Below are 24,782 nucleotides of genomic sequence, written 5' to 3' on the forward strand. Positions count from 1 at the left end.
TCGGGTCACGAGCATGGGTCGCGGTGGCGTCCATAAGGATCGGTCTGACGGACCCGAACGCAAGTGCATTGCCACGGGCGAGGTTCAGCCCAGATATGGGCTGATCCGCTTTGTGGCCGGGCCGGACGGGCAGGTCTATCCGGATGTCGCGGCAAAACTGCCAGGGCGCGGGGTTTATGTGGCAGCAGAACGCGCTGCGCTGGACAAGGCGGTGAGCAAGAAGCTGTTCGCACGCGGGTTCAAAGCGCAAGTAACGGTGCCCGCGGATCTGGCCGATGAGGTCGAAAAGCAAATCGCGCGCCGTGTGGTTGAACTGCTTAGCCTGGCGCGCAAGTCCGGCGATGCGGTCGCGGGCTATGAAAAGGTCAAGACGTGGCTGGACCGGGAAGAAGCTCAGGTCTTGCTTCAGGCTGTTGATGGATCAGGGCGCGGCAAGTCGAAGTTAAGCACGCCGCACTTTGGAAAATACATCGGCTGGTTGACCGCGGATGAACTGGGGGCGGCATTTGGGCGCCAAACCGTGATTCATGCGGCGCTGGCCTCTGGCGGACTCGCCAAACGTGTTGTAGAGGAAGCGCAGCGCCTGCGTGGCTTGCGCGAAACGGATGACGGCGGCAGGGGCCGCACGGAAGGGTAAAAAGCTTTATGAGCGATAATGACGGCAAAAAGACATTGGGTCTTCGTGGCGGGGCACGCCCCGGAAATGTGAAACAGAGTTTCAGCCACGGACGCACCAAGAATGTCGTGGTGGAAACCAAACGCAAGCGCGTGGTGGTCCCCAAGCCGGGTGCCAGCAAACCGGGTGGCGGTGCTACGCCTTCGGGTGATCCGTCGCGTCGCCCGGCGGGCATCTCTGACGCTGAAATGGCGCGCCGCATGAAAGCCTTGCAGGCCGCCAAAGCGCGTGAGACCGAAGAGGCCGCCCAGCGTGAAGCGGCGGAAAAGGCGCGTGAAGAAGAACGCGCCCGTCGCCGCGCGGAACAAGAGGCCAAGGAACGCGAACAGCGCGAAGCTGAAGAACGTGCCCGTGCCAAGGCCGAAGAAGAAGACCGCAAGCGCAAAGAGGCCGAAATTGCGGCCCAACGCGCTGCCGCTCCGGCTGCACCGGCAGAACCCAAGGCCGCTGCTCCGCGCAGCCCGGCCAACAAACCTGCGCCGGCTGCAACACCGCGGAAAAACGATCGCGAGCGTGAACAGCGCGGCAATCGTGGCAAAGGCCGTGATGACAACCGCCGGTCCGGTAAGCTGACACTGGGTCAGGCCACGGGCGGCGAAGGCAATCGCCATCGCTCGATGGCGGCGATGAAGCGCAAGCAGGAACGTGCCCGTCAAAAGGCGATGGGTGGCACGGTCGAGCGGGAAAAGGTGATCCGCGATGTGCAGCTGCCTGAGGCGATTCTGGTGTCCGAACTGGCCAACCGTATGGCCGAGCGTGTGTCAGATGTCGTCAAGTCGCTGATGAACATGGGCATGATGGTCACGCAGAACCAGACCATTGATGCTGATACGGCCGAGCTGATCATCGAAGAATTCGGTCACAAGGTGACCCGTGTCTCTGATTCGGATGTCGAGGACGTCATCAAAGAAGCAGAAGACGACGACAAAGACCTGCAGCCGCGTCCGCCGGTCATTACCATCATGGGTCACGTCGACCATGGTAAGACCTCGTTGCTGGATGCGATCCGTGACGCGCGGGTTGTGGCAGGCGAGGCCGGGGGTATCACCCAGCATATCGGTGCCTATCAGGTGAAAACCGATAGTGGCACCACGCTGTCCTTCCTGGACACACCGGGTCACGCGGCCTTTACCTCGATGCGCTCGCGCGGGGCTCAGGTCACGGATATCGTGGTTCTGGTTGTGGCTGCCGATGACGCAGTGATGCCGCAGACGATCGAGGCGATCAATCACGCCAAGGCGGCCGAAGTGCCGATGATTGTGGCGATCAACAAGGTCGACAAGCCGGGCGCAGACCCGGACAAGGTCCGTACCGATCTGCTGCAGCATGAAGTGATCGTCGAGAAAATGTCGGGTGAAGTTCAGGACGTCGAAGTCTCTGCAATCACCGGTCAGGGTCTGGGCGAGCTGCTGGAAGCCATCGCGCTGCAATCCGAGATTCTGGAGCTGAAAGCCAACCCGAATCGCGCCGCCCAAGGTGCCGTGATCGAAGCGCAGCTGGATGTGGGCCGTGGACCCGTCGCCACCGTTCTGGTTCAGAACGGCACGCTGCGTCAGGGTGATATCTTCGTTGTGGGTGAGCAGTACGGTAAGGTTCGTGCGCTGATCAACGACAAGGGCGAACGCGTCAAGGAAGCTGGCCCCTCGGTCCCGGTCGAGGTTCTGGGTCTGAACGGCACGCCCGAGGCCGGGGACGTGCTGAACGTCACCGAGACGGAAGCGCAGGCCCGCGAGATCGCGGAATACCGCGAACAGGCCGCCAAGGACAAACGCGCTGCCGCTGGTGCCGCGACCACCCTTGAGCAGCTGATGCAGAAGGCCAAGGAAGACGAGAACGTCAACGAACTGCCAATTCTGATGAAAGCAGACGTTCAGGGCTCGGCTGAGGCCATCGTTCAGGCGATGGAGAAGATCGGCAACGACGAGGTGCGCGTGCGCGTGCTGCATTCGGGCGTTGGTGCGATCACCGAAACGGATGTCGGCCTGGCCGAAGCATCCGGCGCGCCGATCCTGGGCTTTAACGTGCGTGCCAATGCGTCGGCGCGGAACACGGCCAACCAGAAGGGCGTGGAAATCCGTTACTACTCGGTGATCTACGATCTGGTCGACGACGTAAAAGCCGCCGCATCGGGCCTGCTGAGCGCCGAGATCCGCGAAAAGTTCATCGGCTACGCCGAGATTCGCGAAGTCTTCAAGGTTACCGGCGTCGGCAAAGTTGCTGGCTGTTTGGTCACCGAAGGCGTGGCGCGTCGTTCCGCAGGCGTCCGCCTGCTGCGCGACAACGTGGTGATCCACGAAGGCACGCTGAAGACACTCAAACGCTTCAAGGACGAAGTGGCCGAGGTTCAGTCAGGTCAGGAATGCGGTATGGCGTTCGAGAACTACGATGATATCCGCGCAGGCGATGTGATCGAAATCTTCGAACGCGAAGAGGTAACCCGCACGCTGGACTAATTCGGTTCCACAATAGACAATTTGAAACAGCGGCTTACACGGGCCGCTGTTTTGCTTTGGGGCTACTGCCCGGCAGGCAGGAATGTGCTGGGGTGCATGATAATGTCGAAATGATGCATCCCATTCTGCAGATCAAAGCCGACCGAATGCCCGCCCTTGCGCAGCAGTTCCGCGTACTCCCGGCTTTGGCGGATAAATTCGGGTGTGTCCCGTTCTGCCACTGTCACATGGTATCGCGGGCCGGGGGCGGGCAAATGCAGGATCGGGGATAGGTCATGCACCTCAACCGGACTCAGCTGCAACGGATCGTTCACCGGCGTCAGGCTGATCGGTTCCAGATCATAGACGCCACTGATCAGGATCACATCGCGCACCCGCAGCCCGGCACGTGCCAGTTCGTCAGCTGAGGTGGCCATGACCATGGCGACCAGATGTGCCCCGGCACTGTGCCCCGATAGGGTGATCCGTGACGGATCGAACCCCAGATTGAAGGCGTTCGCTGCAAGCCAAAGCAAGGCGTCGCGGCATTCGTTGACCATCTGATCCAGCCGCGCATCCGGGGCGAGCGTGTAGTTCAACGTGGCAAAGGATTGCTCGGCCTCGATCAGTGCGGGGGCCATCATCGCCGATTCGCGCTGGCTGAGCGCTTGCCAATATCCGCCGTGAACAAAGACGTGCAGCGGCGCGCCTGCTCCCTTCGCGGGAAAGAAATCCAGCACTTGTGTCGGCGATTCGCCATAGGCAAGGTCTTCCCGCACTTCCATCCTCGCCCGGTGCTGCGCGCTGAGTGCGGTGTAGCTGTCCAGATAAGGTGTCAAATCGCCACCGACCATCGAACTGGGCGAATATTCCTGATCCAGTTCTTCCTGCGAAAACCCGCGATACAGCATTGCCTACTCCTGCCCGCTATACATCAGTTCCGTGCGCATGTCGTAGAGGTCATGAAAGAACCGCAGCTCCAGCGCTTTGCGCAGGAACGCCACACCGCTGGACCCGCCGGTACCTGGCTGCATGCCGATAACCCTCTCGACCGCAGTGGCATGGTCAAAGCGCCAGCGTTGGAACAGGGATTCCACATCCATCAGCTTTTCCGCCAACGCATACAGATCCCAGTATTTATCCGTGTTGCGGAACACATTGCACCAGATTTTCACCACGCGCGGATCGCCGGAATAGGGCTGCGCATAGTCGCGGTTCAGCAAGTCGGCGGGCACGTCGAACCCTTGTCGCGCCAGCATGTGCAGCACTTCGTCGTAAAGCGAGGGTTTGGTCAGGGCTGCATTCAGCATCTCCATAACTTCAGCGTCATGTTCATGCACCTTCAGGGTCGAGGCGTCCTTATTGCCCAGAATGAATTCGATCTGGCGATAGCCATAGCTTTGAAATCCGGAAGAGCTGCCCAGTGCCTGCCGGAATGTCATGTAGTCAGCGGGCGTCATGGTCAGCAGGGTCTCCCACGCGGTGATCAACTGCCGCTGGATCGCTTTGATCCGGTCAAGGTTCTTCATCGCCGGGCCAAATTCGTCCTGTTGCAGGAACCGGCGCACTTCGACCAGTTGGTGGTGCATCAGTTTCAACCACAGCTCACTGACCTGATGGATGATGATGAACAGCATCTCATCGGGTTGGGCCGGGTCCTGAAAGGTCTTTTGCAGGTTCAGGAGCGTTTTAAGCTGCAGGAAATCGCCATAGCTATTGCGATGCGTATCCGCGAAATCGGTGACCAGCGAGTCCTCGATTCCGCGCTCCAGATACCTGTTATCCTTGTCGCCCATCTGCTCCTCCAAACGTCCAGGGGTTACTCCTGTGAATATCAGAGCGTCAAGTCCAGTCCAGAACCACCTTGCCCGACTGCCCCGATTTCATTGCAGTAAATCCTTGGGCAAAGTCGTCGACGCCAAAGCGGTGAGTGATCACACGGCTGACATCCAGACCGTTTTGCAACATGGCGATCATCTTGTACCAGGTCTCGAACATCTCGCGCCCGTAAACGCCCTTGATGGTGATGGCCTTGAACACGATGCGGGACCAGTCGACGGGGGATTTGCCGGGTGGGATGCCCAACAGGGCGATCTTCCCGCCCATCACCAACGCCTCGACCATCTGGTCCAGCGCGACTTGCGACCCCGACATTTCAAGGCCCACGTCAAAGCCTTCTTTCATGCCCAGCTCAGAGATGACGTCCTGCAGGTCTTCTTTGGTGACATCGACAGGACGCAAAGTTGGCACCACATGTTCGGCCAGTTTCAGGCGATCAGGATTGATGTCGGTGATCACTACGTGCCGGGCACCTGCGTGGCGTGCGACTGCTGCGGCCATGATACCGATGGGGCCTGCACCCGTGATCAGCACATCCTCGCCCAACAAGTCGAAACTCAGCGCGGTGTGGACCGCATTGCCCAACGGGTCCAGAATGGCGCCGATTTCATCCGGCACATCATCGGGCAGGGGCACGACGTTAAAGGCGGGCAGTTTCAGGTATTGGGCAAAGGCCCCCTGTTCGTTCACCCCGATCCCGCGCGTGCCGGGGTCCAGATGGAACTTGCCCGCGCGGCTTTGGCGGCTGTCGGTGGTGATCAGATGGCCTTCGCCGGAACAGCGCTGGCCGATTTCCAGGCCGGTCACGTTTCGGCCCAGTTCAACGATCTCACCGGCGAACTCATGCCCGGTGATCATCGGGGTTGGCACCGTGGCGGCGGCCCAGTCATCCCAGTTCCAGATATGGATATCGGTTCCGCAAATGCCGGTCTTGTTGACCCGGATCAACACCTCTTCGGGGCCAATTTCGGGCACTGGGGCCTGCACCATCCACAGCCCTTCCTCGGGCTTGGATTTTTCCAGCGCTTTCATCGTGTTGGGTCGCATCAGATGATCCCCAGTTCTTTGCCGACCTTGCCAAAGGCGGCCAATGCGCGGTCCAGTTCATCACGGGTCAGGGCCGCATTCATCTGCGTTCTGATCCGCGCCTGGCCGCGCGGGACGACCGGGAAGAAAAAGCCCGAGACATAGACGCCTTCGTCAAACAGCTTTGAGGCCATGTCCTGCGCCAGCTGCGCCTCACCCAGCATCACCGGGATGATCGGGTGTTCACCGGGCAACAGGTCAAAGCCCAAGCCTTCCAGCCCCGCGCGCCAGTATTTGGCGTTGCCGAACAGTTGCGCGCGCAGCATCTCGCCCTGTTCGACCAGCCGGATCGCCTCGATCCCAGCGGCGACGATGGATGGCGGCAGCGAGTTCGAGAACAGATAGGGCCGCGCCCGCTGCCGCAGCAGGTCGATCACTGGCTGCGGCCCGGCGATATAGCCGCCGATTGCCCCTCCAAGTGCCTTGCCCAGGGTTCCCGTCAGAATGTCCACGTCGACGCCGAAATGATCCGGTGTTCCGGCCCCGTTTGGCCCCATGAAGCCGGTTGCGTGGCAATCATCGACCATGACGATGGCCTCGTACTTGTCGGCCAGTTCGCGGATTTTCGGCAGGTTGGCCAGATAGCCATCCATCGAGAACACGCCATCGGTCGCAATCATGATATGGCGCGCGCCGTCGTCACGGGCCTGTTTCAGCCAGGCTTCCAGATCGTTCATGTCGTTGTTCAGATAGCGATAGCGTTTCGCCTTGCACAGCCGCACCCCGTCGATGATCGACGCATGGTTCAGACTGTCCGAGATGATGGCGTCTTCGGGTCCAAGCAGGGGTTCGAACAGGCCCCCATTGGCATCGAAACAGGCGGCAAACAGGATCGCGTCGTCCTTGTTCAGGAACCGCGCCAGCTTCTGTTCGAGCTCGCGGTGAATGTCCTGCGTGCCGCAGATGAACCGGACCGAGGCCATGCCGAAGCCTTTGGGTTCCATCGCGCCCTTGGCGGCCTCGATCAGCGCCGGGTGATCGGCCAGACCCAGATAGTTGTTGGCGCACAGGTTGATGACCTGTTTGTCACCCACCGTAATCTCGCCGCCCTGCGGCGAGGTGATCATGCGTTCACGTTTGTACAACCCCTCAGATTCGATCTGCGCGAGAGTGTCCGTGATATGGGACAGGAATGCATCAGCCATGGCGATCTCCGTTCAACTGAGTCGCACTTCTAACATAACGGATGCAATTCCCAAATAGGGGAATTTCAGGATTACGGAAAAAAATCCGCAAAGGTGGAAAAATGACGGATCAGGCGTTTTTGACGATCAGAAACACGCGGGCCGGTCCATCTGACGCCATGATCGCATGCGGTACATCGGCGGCATAGCGGGCCGTGTCCCCCTGGCTGAGGTCCATTGTGGCCGCGCCGGACGTCACGCGAACCGATCCTTCCAGAACGGTCAGCTGTTCCTGCGCGCCGCGCGTATGCGGCTGGCTGGCCAATGCGCCGTGCTGATCGAACTGAATGTCATAGACCTCATGTCCGCCGGCCTCTTCGGGCGGGGAGAGGATGCGTATCCGGCATTTCTCGCCCATATTGTCGATGCTGGGTACTTCGGCATTGCGCAGCACTTCGATCTGGTCACTGTTGTCTGCGTCCTCCAACAATCCTGCGAAATCGACCTGCAGCGCACGGGTCAGGTTCCACAGGGTCGAGATGGTCGGGCTGCTTTCGCCCCGCTCGATTTGGCTGACCATCGAACGGGACACGCCGCTGAGGTTTGCCACGGCTTCCAAAGACAGGCCTTTTGCGCGGCGGGCCTCTTTCAGGCGAGCGGGCAGGCGTGTCAGGATATCGTCTGGGTTTTCCGTCATGACGGAATCTCATGCGCGTTTGCGGGTGCCATGTCAATTCCGCTTGTGACGGTACGTCCCATGGGACAGCCCCACATGACAAAGGCATAGTGCCGCCAAACCCACGAGGAGTAGAGACATGAAAGATATCGTCATTCTTGATGGTGCCCGCACCGCAATCGGAACCTTTGGTGGGGCGCTGGCCTCGACCGCGCCGATTGACCTGGCAACCGTAGTGACCGAAGCGGCGATGGAGAAATCCGGGGTTGAGGCGAACCAGATCGGCAATGTGCTGTTTGGTCATGTCATCAACACCGAACCGCGCGACATGTACCTGTCGCGCGCGGCCGCAAAACAGGCGGGCATTCCGGTTGAAACGCCAGCGATGAACGTGAACCGCCTGTGTGGATCGGGTGCGCAGGCCATCGTTTCGGCGGTGCAGTCCCTGATGCTGGGAGATGCGGAGTTCGCTGTTGCGGGCGGCGCTGAGAGCATGTCGCGCAGCCCGTACATCGTACCTCAGGCGCGCTGGGGGGCGAAGATGGGTGATGTCACGTCGATGGATATGATGCTGGGCGCGCTAAACTGCCCGTTTGGCACCGGTCACATGGGCATTACGGCCGAAAACGTGGCGGATGAGCACCAAATCACCCGCGAGCAGATGGACGGTTTTGCCATGACCAGCCAGACCCGCGCGGCAGCAGCCCTGGAGGCAGGCTATTTCCAAAGCCAGATCGCGCCGGTTCAGGTCAAGGTCAAGCGTGACATGGTCGATTTCATGGTCGACGAGCATCCCAAGGCGACCTCGGCTGAGGCGCTGGCAGGTTTGCGCCCTGCCTTCCGGAAAGACGGGCGTGTCACGGCGGGCAATGCGTCAGGCATCAATGACGGTGCAGCAGCGATAGTACTGGCCACCGCCGAGGCTGCCGAGAAAGCGGGCCTGAAGCCCAAAGCGCGTATCCTGGGATATGGTCACGCCGGCGTGCGCCCCGAGGTCATGGGCATCGGCCCGGTGCCCGCAGTGCAGAACCTGATGGCCCGCACCGGTCTGTCAATTGACGATTTCGATGTAATCGAAAGCAACGAAGCGTTTGCATCGCAGGCGCTGGCCGTCAACAAAGAGCTGGGCCTGGACGCGGCAAAAGTGAACCCAAATGGTGGCGCGATTGCATTGGGTCATCCGGTGGGTGCGACAGGCGCCATTATCACTTTGAAGGCACTGTACGAGCTGGAGCGCACGGGCGGGTCCAAGGGGCTGGTCACCATGTGCATCGGCGGCGGTCAAGGTATCGCCATTGCCTTTGAGCTGCTCTGATCACAAACCAGGCAGGGGGGCTGTCTGCCCCCCATCGCACTTTTGGTGCGATTCCCCCCGAGGATATTTTTAGCCAGATGAAGCGGGCGGGCTCGGGTTAGCCGAAGGTCGTTAGCAGAAGAACCAGAGCGGCACCTGCGGCGGCCCCGATGGTGGCGGGCAAGGCCACGGACCAAAGGCGCGAAGGGGTTGGTTCGTCCTTTTGGGTCTGTGCGATCAGCGCGTTTTCCACCAGTGCAGGCAGGCGCGGTCCGAACCGAGCCAGGACCATCGCCGTTTTGCCAAAATCCCGCAATGCGGCGCGGGGGCCGATAGATTTTTTGATGTAATCCTCGACCACAGGGCGGGCGACTTCCCAGATGTTCATATGAGGATCGAGCGAGCGCGCCACACCTTCGACCACCACCATAGTGCGTTGCAGCAAGATCAGCTCGGTCCGGGTTTCCATGCCGAACCGTTCGGTGACTTCGAACAGATAGTTCAGCAGTCGGCCCATTGAGATATGGGTGGCATCCATGCCAAAGATAGGCTCGCCCACCGCGCGCAGGGCCCGGGCGAATTCGTCGACATCTTGGTGGGCGGGGACATAGCCTGCCTCGAAATGCACTTCGGCCACGCGTTTATAGTCGCGGCGAATGAAGCCGAACAGAATCTCGGCATAGACCCGGCGGGTGTATTCGTTGATTTGGCCCATGATGCCAAAATCATAGGCGATGATGTCGCCATTGGCTGCGACCTTCAGGTTGCCCTGATGCATGTCTGCGTGGAAAAACCCATCCCTCAGGGCGTGGAGCAGGAACATCCGCAACACCCGTTCAGCCAGATCGGGGCGGTTATGGCCTGCGGTGTCCAACGCGGCGTTGTCGCCCAGTGCAATGCCATCTGCCCAGCTGAGCGTCATCACACGGCGCGCGGACAGCGACCACACCACGGGCGGCAGCCAGAAACCGGCGTCGTCCTTGATATTGGCGGCGTATTCCGAGGCCGCAGCGCTTTCCAGACGCAGGTCCAGCTCTCCGCGAACCACACCGTCGAAATGTTCGATCACCTCCATCGGGCGCAGGCGGCGCGCACCGGGGGCAAAGAGCTGAACGATCCGGGCCGCGAAATAGAACGCGTCGACGTCTTTGCGGAAGGCGCGTTCGATGCCGGGGCGCAGCACTTTAACAGCGACATCCTCGCCGGTGCTGGTCAGCTTGGCCTTGTGGACCTGCGCGATCGAGGCTGCCGCAATGGGTTCGCTGAACTCCGAGAACATCTCGGAGACCGGTTGCCCCAGCTCTTTTTCCACTTCGGCCATGGCCTCATCGCGGGAAAAAGGCGGCAGCTTGTCCTGCAACACGCGCAGCTGATCGGCAAGTTCGTCGCCAACCACGTCGGGACGGGTCGAGAGCACCTGGCCGAATTTAATGTAAGCCGGTCCCAATGCAGTCAGCGCACGGGTGGCGGGGGGCATGTTCGGGTCGCCCTTGTATCCCAGCCATTGGAACGGTTTGCCCAGCGTATGGGCCACGATGCGCAAGGCGCGCGGGGCTTCGAACGCGTCCAGGACGACATTCATGGCGCCTGTGCGCTCTAACGTGGCGCCTGTGCGGATCAGGCGGATGATGTTATGGGGTCCTCGCATGCGTCAGATCTTCCAGCCGGAATGTAGCGCGGCGATGCCCAGGCTCAGGTTGCGGTACTTGGCATTTTCGAACCCGGCGGCGCGGATCATCTCCAGAAACGTGTCCTGGTCAGGGAAATTGCGGATTGATTCCACCAGGTACTGATAGCTGTCGTAATCATTGGCGATCAGCTTGCCCATGCGCGGGATGACGTTGAAGCTGTAAAGGTCATAGAGCTTTTGCAGCCCGTCATTGGGCAGTTGGCTGAATTCCAGCACCATGAGGCGGCCACCGGGTTTCAGCACGCGGAAGGCTTCGTTCAGCGCCTCTTGCGGGCGGGTGACGTTTCGGATGCCGAACGAGATTGTGTAGACGTCAAAGGTGTTGTCGTCGAAGGGCAGGGCCATCGCGTCGCCCACCACCCAGTTCAGGCTGTCAGACATCTGGTCAGCTTCGGCCCGCTGGCGACCTTCGACCAACATGGGTTCCGTCAGGTCCAGTACGGTGGCATGGCCAAAGCCCGCACGTTTCAGAAAGCGGAACGAGATATCGCCGGTGCCCCCTGCCACATCCAACAGGCGCTGCCCAGGGCGCGGTGCAAGCCAGTCCATCATTGCGTCTTTCCAGACCCGATGGATGCCCATCGACATGACATCGTTCATCACATCGTATTTTGAGGCGACCGAGTTGAACACGCCCTGCACACGCCCGGCTTTGTCAGCCTCGCGCACGGTTTCGAACCCGAAATGGGTGGTCTTGTCGCTGTTGTCGGACATAAGCCTTGCCGTTTGTCGAATTTCGCCTCTGTTATAGGGCGATACGAACCGGGCACAATGCGGCCCTTTGGAATAGGAGCCGTGTAATGCCGGAATTGCCCGAGGTTGAGACAGTAAGACGCGGCCTTTCCCCCGCAATGGAAGGGGTGGTGATCGAAAAGGCGGATGTGAACCGGCCCGATCTGCGCTGGCCCTTTCCCGACCGCATGGTCGAGCGGCTTACAGGTCAGCGAGTTGACCGGTTGCGGCGCCGGTCGAAATACATCCTGGCGGATCTCAGCAGTGGTGAAACCCTGTTGATCCATCTGGGCATGTCCGGGCGGATGACCGTGTCGGGTGATCCGCTGGGTCAGTTTGCGCATACGCACCCGATGCCGGAGAAACACGACCATGTGGTCTTTCACATGGCAAACGGCGCGCGCATCACCTTTAACGATCCGCGCCGTTTTGGTGCGATGGATTTGTTGCCAACCGCAACGGCCGAAGATCACAAGCTGTTGTCCGTTCTGGGGCCAGAACCTTTGGGCAATGATTTTCACGAGCAACATTTGGTCGACGCGTTCCGAAGCAAGAACACTCCGGTCAAATCTGCGCTTCTGGATCAGGGAATCGTTGCCGGATTGGGCAATATCTATGTGTGCGAGGCGCTTTATCGCGGCCGCGTGTCGCCACGTCGCAAGGCGGGACAGATTTCTGTGGCCCGTGTTGCGGCCCTTGTTCCGATCATCCGTCAAGTGCTGCAGGACGCCATCGACGCAGGCGGCTCATCGTTGCGGGATTTCCGGCAAGCCGATGGAGAACTTGGATATTTTCAGCACAGCTTTGATGTCTACGGGCGTGAAGGCGCGCCCTGCAGGACCCCAGGTTGTGGGGGTGAAATCAAGAGAATCACCCAGTCTGGTCGCTCATCCTTCTATTGTGCGCAATGCCAAAGATAGCTTGATCCAGGTTTTTCGCGTGATAATGAATCGTATCTGAACGGAACAACCGAAAGCTCAAACCTCATGGCTTTTGAGACGATCATCGTCGAAATCGAAGACCACGTCGCCCTTATCAAACTCGACAGGCCGGACGCTCTGAACGCGCTGAACACTCAATTGCTGGGTGAAGTGTGTACTGCGCTGGAAGAGGCCGACGGCAATGACAAGGTGCGCTGCATCGTCATCACCGGCTCAGACAAGGCCTTTGCCGCCGGTGCGGATATCAAACAGATGTCCGAGATGAGCTTTGTGGACGTCTACAGCCAGAACCTGTTTGGCGACGTCAATGACCGCATCTGTGCGATCCGCAAGCCGATCATCGCGGCCGTTGGCGGCTATGCGCTGGGTGGCGGGTGCGAGTTGGCCATGCTGTGCGATTTCATCATCGCCGCAGACACCGCCAAGTTTGGCCAGCCCGAGATCAACCTGGGGGTCATCGCCGGCTTGGGTGGCAGCCAGCGCCTGACCCGCTTTGTCGGTAAGTCCAAGTCGATGGACATGAACCTGACCGGCCGCTTCATGGATGCGGAAGAGGCCGAGCGCGCGGGTCTGGTCAGCCGGGTTGTGCCGGCCAAAAAGTTGATGGAAGAAGCCATCGGTGTTGCCCAGAAGATAGCCGAGAAATCGCAGCTGTCTGCAATGGCTGCAAAAGAGGCGGTCAACCGCAGCTATGAGCTGCCGCTGAGCGAAGGCATGTTGTTCGAACGCCGGGTGTTTCATTCGATGTTCGCAACCGACGACCAGAAAGAAGGCATGGCGGCCTTCCTTGAAAAGCGCGCAGCGCAGTTCCGGGACAAGTAGGCACATTGCATCGCTGACGGGGATCAGGCGGGCCAGGCCCGCCTTTTTCATTCCTGCCCTGCAAATACGAAGAATCGGCTTGGCAAACCCGACAAACTTGGGTAAAGACCGCCGCTATACATGCGCGTGCGGCCCGCTCTGGCCCGACTCACACTCGTGATCGACGATCCGGTGCGGAATTTTCCGTGGCGCGCAAACCCAGATAACCGCACCGAACAAAGGTCACACACATGGCAAATTCGCCCCAGGCAAAGAAGCGCGCACGTCAGAACGAAAAGCGTTTCGCAGTCAACAAAGCGCGCCGTTCGCGCATCCGCACCTATCTGCGCAAAGTCGAAGAAGCGATCGCATCTGGCGACAAAGACGCGGCAACCGCTGCTCTGCGCGCCGCTCAGCCCGAGCTGATGCGCGGCGTCACCAAAGGCGTTTTCCACAAGAACACAGCATCGCGTAAAATGTCGCGCCTGTCGTCTCGCGTGAAGGCGCTGGGTTAAGCCGCTACTTGACCCATGGTCACGTAAGTAAAGCTGATATATTTTGAAAGGCGTCGCTTCATGCGGCGCCTTTCTTGCTGTTGCCAGAATACCGCGCCTTCACGAAACCGAGAGATTCTTTCGGCCAAGAATCCGAGTCAATATCAGAGTTTCGTTGCCGTAAGCGTCAGCCTCTTGTTACCACTGATACAGCGATTCACTCGCTTGGGGGGACAGGCTGTTTCACCGATCAGACTGACGGGCATCAGGACGATTGTGAAACGAATGTTGGCATACGGTCACGACCGGATTGCTGATCTGCTGTAGGTCTTGGGGCAACCAAAGATCTGCGCCCTGTCGAAAAATTAGATTGCGACGCGCAACCCGGATTCCGGGACGTCCTTCTGTTGGGCGTCAACTGACCAGGAAGCGCCGACTTTCGGGGACAAACCCGCCAGGCTCTCTGAGTTTGGCGCAGGGCATCCTTTTGCGTGTGAAAGCTTTTTCCGGGCAACCGGAGCGTAGCAAAAAGGCCGACAGGCCAATAAAGAACGGGATGCGTGAGGCGCTTGATGACACAAGAGAAATGGGGACTACTGCGTAACAAATTGCTCAAGGCAGTTGGCAAGAACAACTACACGACCTGGATTGAACCTCTTGAATTCCAAGAGCTTCAGGATGGCGTGGCCGTGTTTTCTGTGCCGACGAACTTTATGGGCAATTATGTCAGTCAAAATTTTGCGGATCTCATATTGTACGAGATGAACACCGCAGGTGAATCTGTGGAACGCTTGGCGTTTCGCGTTGCCGCCAACTTGCCGGCGCGTCCGTCGACCGACGCGGCGCCAGAACCGGCACCAGAGCAGTCGTTGTCGCAACAGGCTCAGGTTGGCAATGACGCGCTGGGTTCGTTGCAGGCCGCACCGCTGGATTCACGATTTACCTTTGACAGCTTTGTCGTCGGCAAGCCCAATGAGCTGGCCCATGCTGCTGCGCGACGGGTATCAGAAGGTGGTCCTGTGACATTCAATCCGCTGGTTTTGTATGGCGGTGTTGGTCTGGGTAAAACCCACCTGATGCACGCCATCGCGTGGGAACTGAAAACCAAGTGCCCTGACCTCAACGTACTTTACCTGTCGGCGGAACAATTCATGTACCGCTTTGTGCAAGCGCTGCGGGAACGTCGGATGATGGACTTCAAGCACCTGTTCCGCTCGGTTGACGTGCTGATGGTTGATGATGTGCAGTTCATCGCTGGCAAGGATTCGACTCAGGAAGAGTTCTTTCACACGTTCAATGCACTGGTGGATCAAAACAAGCAGATCATCATCTCGGCTGATCGTGCCCCGGGTGAAATCAAGGATCTTGAGGACCGCGTGAAATCGCGCCTGCAATGCGGTCTGGTTGTCGACTTGCATCCCACCGATTATGAGCTGCGTCTGGGCATTCTGCAGACCAAGGTACAGCAATACAGCAGCACTTATCCCGACCTGACCATTGCCGATGGCGTGCTGGAGTTTCTGGCGCAGCGCATCTCGACCAATGTGCGCGTGCTTGAAGGGGCTTTGACTCGTCTGTTCGCCTTTGCTTCGCTGGTCGGGCGTGAGATTGACATGGATTTGACGCAGGATTGTCTGGCCGACGTGTTGCGCGCATCCGAGCGCAAGATCACCGTCGAAGAGATTCAGCGCAAAGTCTCGGACTATTACAATATCCGACTGTCGGACATCATCGGCCCCAAGCGTCTGCGGTCTTACGCCCGCCCGCGTCAGGTTGCGATGTATCTGTGCAAACAGTTGACCAGCCGCTCGTTGCCCGAGATTGGCCGCCGCTTTGGCGGGCGTGACCACACCACGGTCATGCACGGTGTCAAACGGATCGAAGAGTTGAAAACAACCGACGGCCAGATTGCCGAAGATGTCGAAATGCTGCGCCGGTCTTTGGAGGCCTAGGCTTTATCACTGACTAAAAGGAAAACGCCCCGGACCCTCACGCCCGGGGCGTTTTCTTGTGCGCTTTAATCCACGGTTGAAAAGGAACTGTGCCCAAGGGATCACGCGCCCCTTGACGCCTTGGGCATTCCGACCCAGAAATCCATAAAAAATCCTTGTGCATCAGGGCGGAACCGCTAACGTGCCAGTCCCGCCCATTTCGGCACGCAAGTCAGAGGAATTGAGGGTATGAAGATCAGCATCGAACGCGGCACCCTTCTGAAGGCCGTTTCCCAGGCCCAATCCGTTGTCGAACGGCGTAACACAATCCCCATACTTGCCAATGTTCTGATCGAGGCCGAAGGCGATCAGGCGCAGTTTCGCGCCACCGATCTGGATATTGAGGTGGTCGACAAGGCTCCGGCGCAGGTGGAAAAAGCCGGTGCAACCACGGTGGCAGCCACAACGCTGCACGAGATTGTCCGCAAGCTGCCCGATGGTGCCTTGGTGACGCTGACCGCCGACAGTGCCGCAGGCCGTCTGACAGTTGAGGCCGGGCGGTCGAACTTCTCGCTGGCGACGTTACCGAAAGAGGATTTCCCGGTGATGGCGTCCTCGGAATATCAATCGAATTTCACAGCCTCGGCTGCCCTGCTGCGCCGGCTGTTCGACAAATCGAAATTCGCCATTTCAACCGAAGAGACCCGGTACTATCTGAACGGCGTCTACATGCATGTCTCGGATGGCTCTGAAGGCGGCAAGGTGCTGCGCTGTGTGGCCACGGACGGTCACCGCCTGGCACGTATCGATGCCGACTTGCCAGAAGGTGCAGCGGATATGCCGGGCGTGATCGTGCCGCGCAAAACCGTGGGCGAGCTGCGCAAGCTGCTGGATGATGATGAGATGGACATCGCCGTGTCGGTCAGCGAAACCAAAGTGCGGTTTGCGACGCCGGATATTACCCTTACATCCAAAGTGATCGACGGCACTTTCCCCGACTATACGCGCGTGATCCCGCAGGGCAACACGCGCCAGCTGGAAGTGGACGCAGCCGAGTTTGCACAGGCTGTGGATCGCGTGGCAACGGTGTCCTCAGAGCGATCGCGCGCGGTGAAACTGCAGTTGGACGCGGACAAGCTGGTATTGTCTGTGAATGCCCCTGACAGTGGCGCCGCCGAGGAAGAGCTGGCTGTAGCCTACGGGGACGAGCGGCTTGAGATCGGGTTCAACGCCAAATATCTGCTGGAAATTGCCTCGCAGGTTGATCGCGAGAACGCAGTGTTCCTGTTCAACTCGGCCGGTGACCCGACCCTGATGCGCGAAGGCAATGACCTGAGCGCGGTTTACGTGGTCATGCCGATGCGCGTCTGATGACCCTGCGGGGTGATCTCTGACAAAGGGAACGGCCATGGCCAAAGGCTATGAGCATACAAACCCCAGAGCCCGCAAGCCGGATGAGTTTAGGGGCACGTGGAAAAGACGGATGTACCGACGTGGTGTTCTGCGGGCCTTGGGACTTAACTTCGTTTTGTTTGGAGTGATATTGTCCTCTGTTCTGTATGTGGCTCATGTAAAACAGCAGACCAGAGACAATCCGAGAGTTTGGACGCTGGGTTCACAATAAGGAGGGGTCATGGGGTTGGCCCTGACCGAACTTACGGTCTCGCATTTTCGCTCGCACAAGCTGGCGCGTCTGGCGCTGGATGGACGGCCTGTGACCATTCATGGGCCAAACGGGGCGGGCAAAACCAACATTCTGGAAGCGGTGTCTTTGTTTTCCCCCGGTCGCGGAATGCGGCGGGCAAGTGCGGCCGACATGACCCGACGCCCCGAAGCGTTGGGCTGGAAACTGTCCGGGCTGCTGAATGCCCAGGGCCAAAAATATGAGGTCGAAACCTGGTCCGAAGGCGGCACGGCGCGGCAGGTTCGGATAGATGGCAAGGCCTCCAGCCAGATTGATCTCGGGAAACTGGCCCGCGTAGTATGGCTGATCCCTTCGATGGACCGGCTATGGATCGAGGGATCCGAGGGAAGGCGTCGGTTTCTGGACCGCATCGCGCTAAGCTTTGATCCCGCCCATGCCGAGGCGTCGTTGATCTATGAGAAATCCATGCGGGAACGGAACCGCCTGCTGAAAGAGCAGGTCCGGGACGCCCATTGGTATGCTGCCCTCGAAGGGCAGATGGCCGAGACGGGGTATCGGATACATGCGACGCGTCTGGCAGCGCTAGAGCATTTACGCACAGCACAAGAGCAGGCGGAAACGGCTTTCCCTTCGGCCACGCTGGAATTGGTGCAGACCGAAGGGGCGATGCCCGAAACAGCAGATGATCTACGCGAGGCGCTGAATGAAAGCCGGTTTCGCGATCTGGCCGCAGGCCGCACTTTGGTCGGGACGCACCGATCTGACCTGTATGGTGTTTTCGCTGCCAAGGGTGTTCCTGCCAAGGATTGTTCAACCGGAGAGCAGAAGGCGCTGTTGGTCTCGCTGATCCTGTCCAATGCGCGCGCGTTGGCCGGGCAGGTCGGGGCACCGCCGATTGTTTTGCTGGACGAGGTGGCCGCCCATCTGGACGCACAGCGGCGCGCGGCGTTGTATGAAGAGATTTGCGCCTTGGGGGCTCAGGCCTGGATGACGGGCACCGGGCCTGAGCTGTTTGCTGAACTGGGTGACCGGGCCCAGACCCTCGTGGTGACCGAAGGCGATGAGGGCTCGGTCGTCAATTCTTAGGCAGGTTCGCCGACTTTACGTTCCCACAAAAAGCCGCGCATGACCTCGTCGACCGGAGTTTGCGCCATGTGGTTCACATAGTTTGACATGGTTTTCTGTGCCAGCCCCAGAACCACGTCCAGAACCGCGCGGTGCGAATAGCCTGCGTCAAAGAACGCCTGCAATTGCGCGTCAGTCACGTTGCCCTTCTGATCCATCATCTGCAGCGTAAAAGTGCGTAGCGCCTCAAGCTTGGCGTTGGGCAGGGGGGTTTCGTTGCGCAGCGCTTCGGTGATGTCGTCCGAGACCTTCATCATCTTGGCGATGCCAGTATGGGCGGGCACACAATAGTGGCATTCATTGGCGACATTGATGGTCTGCCAGACAACGGTTTTTTCGTCATTGTCGAAATCGGTCTGCAAGAACAGGTGATGCAGAACCTGGTAACCTTCCAGATGCTGCGGGCTTTCCGACATCACTTTGTGCAGGCCGGGCAGGCGACCAAACGCGGCCTGAGATTTCTCGAGCAGCGGTTTTGATCCTTCTGGGGCGGTGGTCAGGTCGTGGGATGGGAAGTTGGCCATGTCGGAACTCCTTTTTTGGCGTCTGAGCTGGAAATAGTCTTTATTGAGCGATCACTCAAGTATATATTTGAGCGAGTGTTCAAGAATTGGTGAAGATGATGCCCCGCAAACCCTCCTATGACCGAGACGCGCTGATCGCGCAGGCCAGGGATATCTTTTGGCGTCAGGGCTGGGCCGGGACGTCACTCAAGGACCTTGAGCGAGAATTGAAGCTGAAGCCCGGCAGCTTTTATGCGGCGTTCGGCTCAAAAGACGCGCTGTATGCTCTGACGCTGGAGCGTTACGCGCAGGACGGTGTTGCCCGCTTGACCGCGCTGGCCGAAGAGCTGGGGCCATTGGCCGCGCTCAAGACGCAGCCGCGCATCGTGATCGATTCCAGCCAGATGCCCGCCCGGGCCTGCATGTTGGCCAAGACCTATGCCGAATTGCAGGCGAAAGATCACGACCTGGCAGATAAGGCAGGCCAGCATATGGCCGAGATGAAGCATTGCTTTGCAACGTTGTTCCGTCGCGCTCAGAGTGCGGGTGAAATAGGTCCCGATCATGATCCGGATCGTCTGGCAGCCCGCTATCAATCCGACCTGCTGGGTCTGCGGTTGTCGGCTGAACGTGAAGACGTGAACGCCGCGGAAATCGCGGCGGATATCGCCGCAGACCTCGATCGCCTTTGATCTTCTGGCCAAGGCGATCTTTGACACAAAATGTTGGGGGATCGCGTGACATTCCCCCCCAGAAAACGTATAAGTTACCAAAATAATATAGGTACTAACGGCATGTCCGAAGACGCACAGGCACCACAAGAATACGGCGCAGATTCCATCAAAGTTCTCAAGGGCTTAGAGGCGGTTCGCAAACGTCCCGGCATGTATATCGGCGACACGGACGATGGCTCGGGTCTGCACCATATGGTGTATGAGGTGGTCGACAATGGAATTGACGAGGCTCTGGCTGGTCACGCCGACCATGTGACTGTCAAAATCCATGCCGATTCCAGCGTTTCTGTCAGCGACAATGGCCGGGGTATTCCGGTGGATATTCACCCCGAAGAAGGTGTGTCCGCCGCCGAGGTCATCATGACCCAGCTGCACGCGGGCGGTAAGTTTGACAGCAATTCGTACAAAGTGTCGGGCGGTCTGCACGGCGTCGGTGTTTCGGTTGTGAACGCGCTGTCCAACTGGCTGGAGCTGCGTGTCTGGCGCAACGGCAAGGAACACGTGGCCCGGTTTGAGGGTGGTGAGACCACCGAGCACCTGAAGATAGTCGAAGAGTGTGGCGATCGCACTGGAACCGAGGTGCGGTTCCTGGCCTCAACCGATACGTTCTCGAACCTTGAATATTCGTTTGAAACGCTGGAAAAACGCCTGCGCGAATTGGCCTTTCTGAATTCGGGCGTGCGGATCATCTTGATCGACGAACGCCCTGCAGAACGGCTTGAGACCGAGCTGTTCTACGAAGGCGGCGTCAAGGAGTTCGTCAAATACCTCGACCGGTCAAAGACGTCGGCCATGCCCGAACCGATCTATATCAAGGGTGAGCGGGATGATATCGGCGTTGAGATCGCGATGTGGTGGAATGACAGCTACCATGAATCGGTGCTGCCCTTTACCAACAACATTCCTCAGAGGGATGGTGGTGCCCATGTGGCCGGGTTCCGGGGTGCTTTGACGCGGACCATCAATAACTATGCGCAATCCAGTGGGATCGCGAAAAAAGAGAAGGTCAGCTTTACAGGTGATGACGCCCGCGAAGGTTTAACATGCGTTTTGTCGGTGAAAGTGCCTGATCCGAAATTCTCCTCTCAGACTAAAGACAAACTGGTCAGCTCGGAAGTACGCCCGGCGGTCGAAGGCATGGTGAACGAGAAGCTGGCCGAATGGTTTGAAGAAAACCCAAACGAAGCCAAAATCATTGTCGGCAAGATCATCGAGGCCGCACTGGCCCGCGAGGCTGCGCGTAAGGCTCGTGAACTGACCCGCCGCAAGACGGCGATGGACGTGAATTACCTTGCTGGCAAGCTGAAAGACTGCTCGGAAAAAGACCCCTCCAAGACCGAGGTTTTTCTGGTCGAGGGGGATTCGGCCGGCGGTTCGGCCCAGACAGGTCGCGACCGGCTGACCCAAGCCGTACTGCCTCTGCGCGGTAAGATCCTGAACGTGGAACGCGCCCGGTTCGATCGGATGCTGGGCAGTCAGGAAATCGGCAACCTTGTCATGGCGCTGGGTACTGGTATTGGCCGTGATGAGTTCAACATCGAAAAGCTGCGCTACCACAAGATCGTCATCATGACCGATGCGGACGTCGACGGCGCGCATATCCGGACGTTGTTGTTGACCTTCTTCTACCGACAGATGCCGGAACTGATCGAGGGCGGGTACCTCTATATTGCGCAACCGCCGCTTTACAAGGTGTCGCGCGGCAAGTCCGAGGTGTATCTGAAGGATCAGGCCGCACTGGACGATTACCTGATCAATCAGGGGGTTGAGGGCGCGATTCTGAAGCTCGGATCAGGTGAAGAGATTATCGGTCAGGACCTGACCCGCGTTGTCGATGAGGCGCGCCAGCTAAAACGCGTGCTGGACGCCTTCCCGACCCACTATCCGCGCCACATTTTGGAACAAGCCGCGGTCGCCGGAGCATTTGTACCCGGTGCCGTCGATGCTGACCTGCAAGGCGTGGCCGACAAAGTTGCTGCGCGCCTGGACCTGATTGCACAGGAATACGAGCGCGGCTGGCAAGGCAGGATCACGCAGGATCACGGCATCCGTCTGGCCCGCATCCTGCGCGGTGTTGAAGAAGTCCGCACGCTGGATGGCCCCATGTTGCGCTCGGGCGAGGCCCGCAAAACCGGCAGCTTCACCCAAAGCCTGCAAGAGATCTATAACAGCCCGGCCACGCTGATCCGCCGCGATCGGTCGCAGGCGATCCACGGCCCGCTGGAACTGCTGCGCGCCATCCTGGAAGAGGGCGAAAAAGGTTTGTCTCTGCAGCGCTACAAAGGCCTGGGTGAGATGAACCCCGATCAGCTGTGGGAAACCACTCTGGACCCGGATGCGCGGACACTGTTGCAGGTACGCGTGGATGATATGGTCGAGGCTGATGACCTGTTCACCAAGCTCATGGGCGATGTGGTCGAACCCCGCCGCGAGTTCATTCAACAAAACGCACTGAGCGTGGAGAACCTGGATTTCTAGTATTTTGTAGGTAAGCGCAAAAAACTGCAATCGCCCCAAAAGATTGCATAATTTGCTCAAAAGTCTGCATGAATTCTCTGTAGGGTAGTCTCATGAGCGCCCAACTCACCCATGAATTGTCCGACGGTTGTCGTGCTGTGAACATTGGTTGGATCAAGGACTGCGTTTTTTACTTACATGCGATTGAGTCCGTCTCCCTCAACGTTTTGAGGAAGATACCTCATTGAAAACTTGACGGAAAGCTGCTGGAACTGTCTATTTGAGACATAATATTCAATTTCAAGTTGTAGGGACATAGATGACTGAAAAGTTGCCAGATTACCTGGCTTAAGGCGAAGCTGCCCGTTTGTTCCCCGTTCTCTCAACCACGTCAAAGGAAGGCCGAACAACATCCATTGTGTTGGCCTGTATGGTTCAGATTGAAGAGCTGGGAGCCGCGTTGCAGCAATCAATAGGCCAGAAGCGTTGAAAACGGGCCCAAGTTCATGCTTTCACCGAGGTTGTGTTCAAGAACCAATCCAAGACAATCAAGGATCGGCCCGACGGATTGATCGTCCTGAAGGTTACTGCCTCGATACCTTGCCACATGGCCTGTTGGGCAATTTGCACGAGTCTTCGGGTTGCGGGAGCAGCATTCCCAACCAGATATGTCTTGCTTGAATCAGCAATGAACCCGTTCTTTTCCAGCGTGATGTCAAAGTTCACGATGTCACCATCCTGAATGACATCATCATCTGATGGCACCCCATGGCAGACGACTTCGTTGATCGAGGAGTTCAGAACATACTCGAACCCTTACTACCCCTTGCTTGCCGGCCGGGCAGCAATATCCTTGGTGATAAACTTCTCGACCAGATTATTTACCTGCAAGGTGGACATACCCAGAAAGTTCTGCTGATCCAGCATCTCAAATACAGAGGCCAGAAGCTTTCCAGATACCCGCATCAGTTCGATCTCTTCAGGGGTTTTGACCATTTATTCTACCTTCTCAGCTCACTACCAGGCTCTCAGCTCTGATCGTAACCGCATTACGTTTCGTTTTTGTTTCGGAACCAGGAGACAGTTTAGGGAACCCAGTTTTGGTGGGTGATCGCGTAGTTCAATGCTTCAAGATCTTCAGTCAGTTGGCTGATTGAGATTGGTCCTCCCAGGCATACCCTGACCGCTTCATCGGGCGTACCTGCCACCGTAAAGGCGTTGCTCGGCATAATTCCAATTTGACGATTGGCCATGTGGCTCATCACGTCAGCTCGGCTGGCCCCTTCAGGTAGCGTCAGCCAAATATTGAAAGCCTCGCCGCTGCCAGAAAAGTCCTGGCTCTGCATAATCCTGGATGCCAATTTCTGTCTGCGATTTGCTTCCTTGCGGACGAACTTCTGCACCGCCGCGGCTGTGCCATCCTCGATCCATCGCGCCATCAGAGCTGTTGTGATCGGTGATGCCATGACATTCGATGCCTGCAACGCCCGAGTGAAGTGAGTTTTCGACAGACCTGATGGAACCACCGTGATTGCCAGCCTCAAACCAGCACCAAGGCATTTTGAAAGACCCGCGATGTACCACCCCAATTCAGGGATAAAAGTTGAGATCGGCGCTGGCGCATCTGACGACACAAAACGACAAGCGTCATCTTCAATCAAAGGCAAACCATACTTGTCCAAAACGGACGCGATCTGCTGACGTCTCTCCATCGGAATTGTAAGCGTCAGGGGATTTTGCAGCGTCGGGTTCAGATAAAGAGCAGAAGGCGCGTGCTCTTGGATAGCGGAATCCAGATCATCAGGAAGAATACCGCTGTCGTCTGATCTCACGCCAATCAGCCGGATGCCAAGTTGGGCCGCGATGGCGCGAATACCGGGGTAGGTCACGCGCTCACAGATCACGGTGTCTCCGGGCTTGGTGAGCAATGTCAGGATCGACAGCAAACTGGCATGTGCGCCAGGCGTGATTGCCAATTGGTCTGCTGTAACGTCGATACCATTGATGTTCATCCAGCGCGCTGCGGTCTCCCGGTCTTGCCGGCTCCCGATAATGGATTGGTAGCGAAGCAGAGGAACTAGGTTTGCAGCAACATGTGTGAGGCCTTGTTCCATACGAGCCACCAGAGCCGGATCATCTGGCTCCGGAGGCATATTCATGTTCGGGTCTTCTTCTAGCGCGCGGCGCGGGTCAGCTTTTTCTGATGTTTCTTCTGGTATCCGGATAAACGAGCCCCGCCCGACAAAGGTGTCGATGTACCCTCGCTTTGCGGCCTCAGAATACCCGCGAGACACAGTTGTGAAGTCTAATCCAACAAGCTTGGCGACGCTGCGTTGAGGCGGAAGCCTGTCACCTGCATCAAATACACCGGTCTCGATATCATGCCTGATCGCTTCCGCGATCTGGACGTAAAGGGGCTTTCCGTCGTCACTGAGGTTCGGCGTCCATGGCTTCATGGCTGTATTCCATTCAATACAAGAGATTGCATCCACTATTGGTAATTGTTTTTGAACTGTTTTTCAAGAAAATAGCACATACCTCATAGTATTGATTGGATATTGATTGTATTTTGTTGCAGGGTACACTATCTGAGGCGCAACCG

The 24,782-nt window shown here is 58.2% G+C and carries 22 protein-coding genes; 11 read left to right on the forward strand and 11 right to left on the reverse strand.

Annotated elements, in window-relative coordinates:
• Nucleotides 1-13 precede the first annotated feature (13 nt).
• Both RUM8411_RS15255 and infB read left to right on the forward strand, forming a co-directional pair.
• Entirely contained in the window at nt 14-637 is a 624-nt protein-coding gene (locus RUM8411_RS15255; protein WP_085823587.1) for an RNA-binding protein, read from the forward strand.
• A gap of 8 nt (nt 638-645) precedes the next feature.
• Nucleotides 646-3,129, forward strand: a complete 2,484-nt coding sequence (infB, locus tag RUM8411_RS15260; protein WP_085823588.1) for a translation initiation factor IF-2 — start codon at nt 646-648, stop codon at nt 3,127-3,129.
• 62 nt (nt 3,130-3,191) lie between these two features.
• Here infB and RUM8411_RS15265 read toward each other — a convergent pair whose 3' ends face one another.
• The 5 genes from RUM8411_RS15265 to RUM8411_RS15285 form a co-directional block, all read right to left on the reverse strand.
• Nucleotides 3,192-4,019: an alpha/beta hydrolase gene (locus RUM8411_RS15265; RefSeq protein WP_085823589.1), complete on the reverse strand. Its 828-nt coding sequence runs from the start codon at nt 4,017-4,019 to the stop codon at nt 3,192-3,194.
• Nucleotides 4,020-4,022: 3 nt separating this feature from the next.
• Nucleotides 4,023-4,904 carry a tryptophan 2,3-dioxygenase gene (locus RUM8411_RS15270; protein WP_085823590.1) on the reverse strand — a complete coding sequence of 294 codons (882 nt, stop codon included), beginning with the start codon at nt 4,902-4,904 and terminating at the stop codon, nt 4,023-4,025.
• Between the two features lie 46 nt (nt 4,905-4,950).
• Entirely contained in the window at nt 4,951-5,979 is a 1,029-nt protein-coding gene (gene tdh, locus RUM8411_RS15275; protein ID WP_085823695.1) for an L-threonine 3-dehydrogenase, read from the reverse strand.
• Between the two features lie 14 nt (nt 5,980-5,993).
• Nucleotides 5,994-7,178, reverse strand: coding sequence for a glycine C-acetyltransferase (locus tag RUM8411_RS15280; protein WP_085823591.1), 1,185 nt, complete (start codon nt 7,176-7,178; stop codon nt 5,994-5,996).
• 109 nt (nt 7,179-7,287) lie between these two features.
• Entirely contained in the window at nt 7,288-7,854 is a 567-nt protein-coding gene (locus tag RUM8411_RS15285; protein WP_085823592.1) for a helix-turn-helix domain-containing protein, read from the reverse strand.
• 118 nt (nt 7,855-7,972) lie between these two features.
• On the opposite strand from RUM8411_RS15285, the gene RUM8411_RS15290 reads away from it, so the two are divergent.
• Nucleotides 7,973-9,148, forward strand: a complete 1,176-nt coding sequence (locus tag RUM8411_RS15290; protein WP_085823593.1) for an acetyl-CoA C-acyltransferase family protein — start codon at nt 7,973-7,975, stop codon at nt 9,146-9,148.
• Between the two features lie 97 nt (nt 9,149-9,245).
• On the opposite strand, the gene ubiB is transcribed toward RUM8411_RS15290, so the two are convergent.
• On the reverse strand, nt 9,246-10,775 hold the full coding sequence (gene ubiB, locus RUM8411_RS15295; RefSeq protein ID WP_085823594.1) for a 2-polyprenylphenol 6-hydroxylase: 1,530 nt from the start codon (nt 10,773-10,775) through the stop codon (nt 9,246-9,248).
• Nucleotides 10,776-10,778: 3 nt separating this feature from the next.
• The gene (gene ubiE / locus RUM8411_RS15300; protein ID WP_085823595.1) at nt 10,779-11,531 is read right to left on the reverse strand and encodes a bifunctional demethylmenaquinone methyltransferase/2-methoxy-6-polyprenyl-1,4-benzoquinol methylase UbiE; all 753 of its coding nucleotides are present in this window, start codon (nt 11,529-11,531) and stop codon (nt 10,779-10,781) included.
• An 86-nt stretch (nt 11,532-11,617) separates the two neighbouring features.
• Between ubiE and mutM the strand changes: the two genes are divergently transcribed.
• The 6 genes from mutM (at nt 11,618) to recF (ending at nt 18,447) form a co-directional block, all read left to right on the forward strand.
• Entirely contained in the window at nt 11,618-12,469 is an 852-nt protein-coding gene (gene mutM / locus RUM8411_RS15305) for a bifunctional DNA-formamidopyrimidine glycosylase/DNA-(apurinic or apyrimidinic site) lyase (protein ID WP_085823596.1), read from the forward strand.
• A 66-nt stretch (nt 12,470-12,535) separates the two neighbouring features.
• Nucleotides 12,536-13,312, forward strand: a complete 777-nt coding sequence (gene acuK, locus RUM8411_RS15310) for an acryloyl-CoA hydratase (RefSeq protein WP_085823597.1) — start codon at nt 12,536-12,538, stop codon at nt 13,310-13,312.
• 230 nt (nt 13,313-13,542) lie between these two features.
• Nucleotides 13,543-13,806, forward strand: coding sequence for a 30S ribosomal protein S20 (rpsT, locus tag RUM8411_RS15315; RefSeq protein WP_037313205.1), 264 nt, complete (start codon nt 13,543-13,545; stop codon nt 13,804-13,806).
• 551 nt (nt 13,807-14,357) lie between these two features.
• Nucleotides 14,358-15,737, forward strand: a complete 1,380-nt coding sequence (dnaA, locus tag RUM8411_RS15320; RefSeq protein WP_085823598.1) for a chromosomal replication initiator protein DnaA — start codon at nt 14,358-14,360, stop codon at nt 15,735-15,737.
• 228 nt (nt 15,738-15,965) lie between these two features.
• Nucleotides 15,966-17,087 (forward strand): DNA polymerase III subunit beta, encoded by a 1,122-nt coding sequence (dnaN, locus tag RUM8411_RS15325; RefSeq protein WP_085823599.1) that lies wholly within the window; start codon nt 15,966-15,968, stop codon nt 17,085-17,087.
• Between the two features lie 262 nt (nt 17,088-17,349).
• On the forward strand, nt 17,350-18,447 hold the full coding sequence (gene recF / locus RUM8411_RS15330; protein WP_085823600.1) for a DNA replication/repair protein RecF: 1,098 nt from the start codon (nt 17,350-17,352) through the stop codon (nt 18,445-18,447).
• On the opposite strand, the gene RUM8411_RS15335 is transcribed toward recF, so the two are convergent.
• Complete coding sequence (locus RUM8411_RS15335; protein WP_085823601.1) at nt 18,444-19,010, reverse strand: carboxymuconolactone decarboxylase family protein; 567 nt, start codon at nt 19,008-19,010, stop codon at nt 18,444-18,446. The genes recF and RUM8411_RS15335 overlap by 4 nt on opposite strands.
• A gap of 98 nt (nt 19,011-19,108) precedes the next feature.
• Between RUM8411_RS15335 and RUM8411_RS15340 the strand changes: the two genes are divergently transcribed.
• Both RUM8411_RS15340 and gyrB read left to right on the forward strand, forming a co-directional pair.
• Nucleotides 19,109-19,681: a TetR/AcrR family transcriptional regulator gene (locus RUM8411_RS15340; protein ID WP_085823696.1), complete on the forward strand. Its 573-nt coding sequence runs from the start codon at nt 19,109-19,111 to the stop codon at nt 19,679-19,681.
• Between the two features lie 102 nt (nt 19,682-19,783).
• Nucleotides 19,784-22,201, forward strand: a complete 2,418-nt coding sequence (gene gyrB, locus RUM8411_RS15345; protein ID WP_085823602.1) for a DNA topoisomerase (ATP-hydrolyzing) subunit B — start codon at nt 19,784-19,786, stop codon at nt 22,199-22,201.
• 483 nt (nt 22,202-22,684) lie between these two features.
• Here the strand turns inward: gyrB and RUM8411_RS23060 are convergent, their stop codons facing one another.
• From RUM8411_RS23060 to RUM8411_RS15355, 3 genes are all read right to left on the reverse strand, one after another.
• Complete coding sequence (locus tag RUM8411_RS23060; RefSeq protein WP_234995252.1) at nt 22,685-22,945, reverse strand: M24 family metallopeptidase; 261 nt, start codon at nt 22,943-22,945, stop codon at nt 22,685-22,687.
• A 54-nt stretch (nt 22,946-22,999) separates the two neighbouring features.
• Nucleotides 23,000-23,176: a hypothetical protein gene (locus RUM8411_RS23065; protein WP_234995253.1), complete on the reverse strand. Its 177-nt coding sequence runs from the start codon at nt 23,174-23,176 to the stop codon at nt 23,000-23,002.
• Between the two features lie 89 nt (nt 23,177-23,265).
• Nucleotides 23,266-24,636: an aminotransferase-like domain-containing protein gene (locus tag RUM8411_RS15355; protein ID WP_085823697.1), complete on the reverse strand. Its 1,371-nt coding sequence runs from the start codon at nt 24,634-24,636 to the stop codon at nt 23,266-23,268.
• Nucleotides 24,637-24,782: the final 146 nt, after the last annotated feature.

The sequence above is a fragment of the Ruegeria meonggei genome (assembly GCF_900172215.1).
Lineage (GTDB): Bacteria > Pseudomonadota > Alphaproteobacteria > Rhodobacterales > Rhodobacteraceae > Ruegeria > Ruegeria meonggei.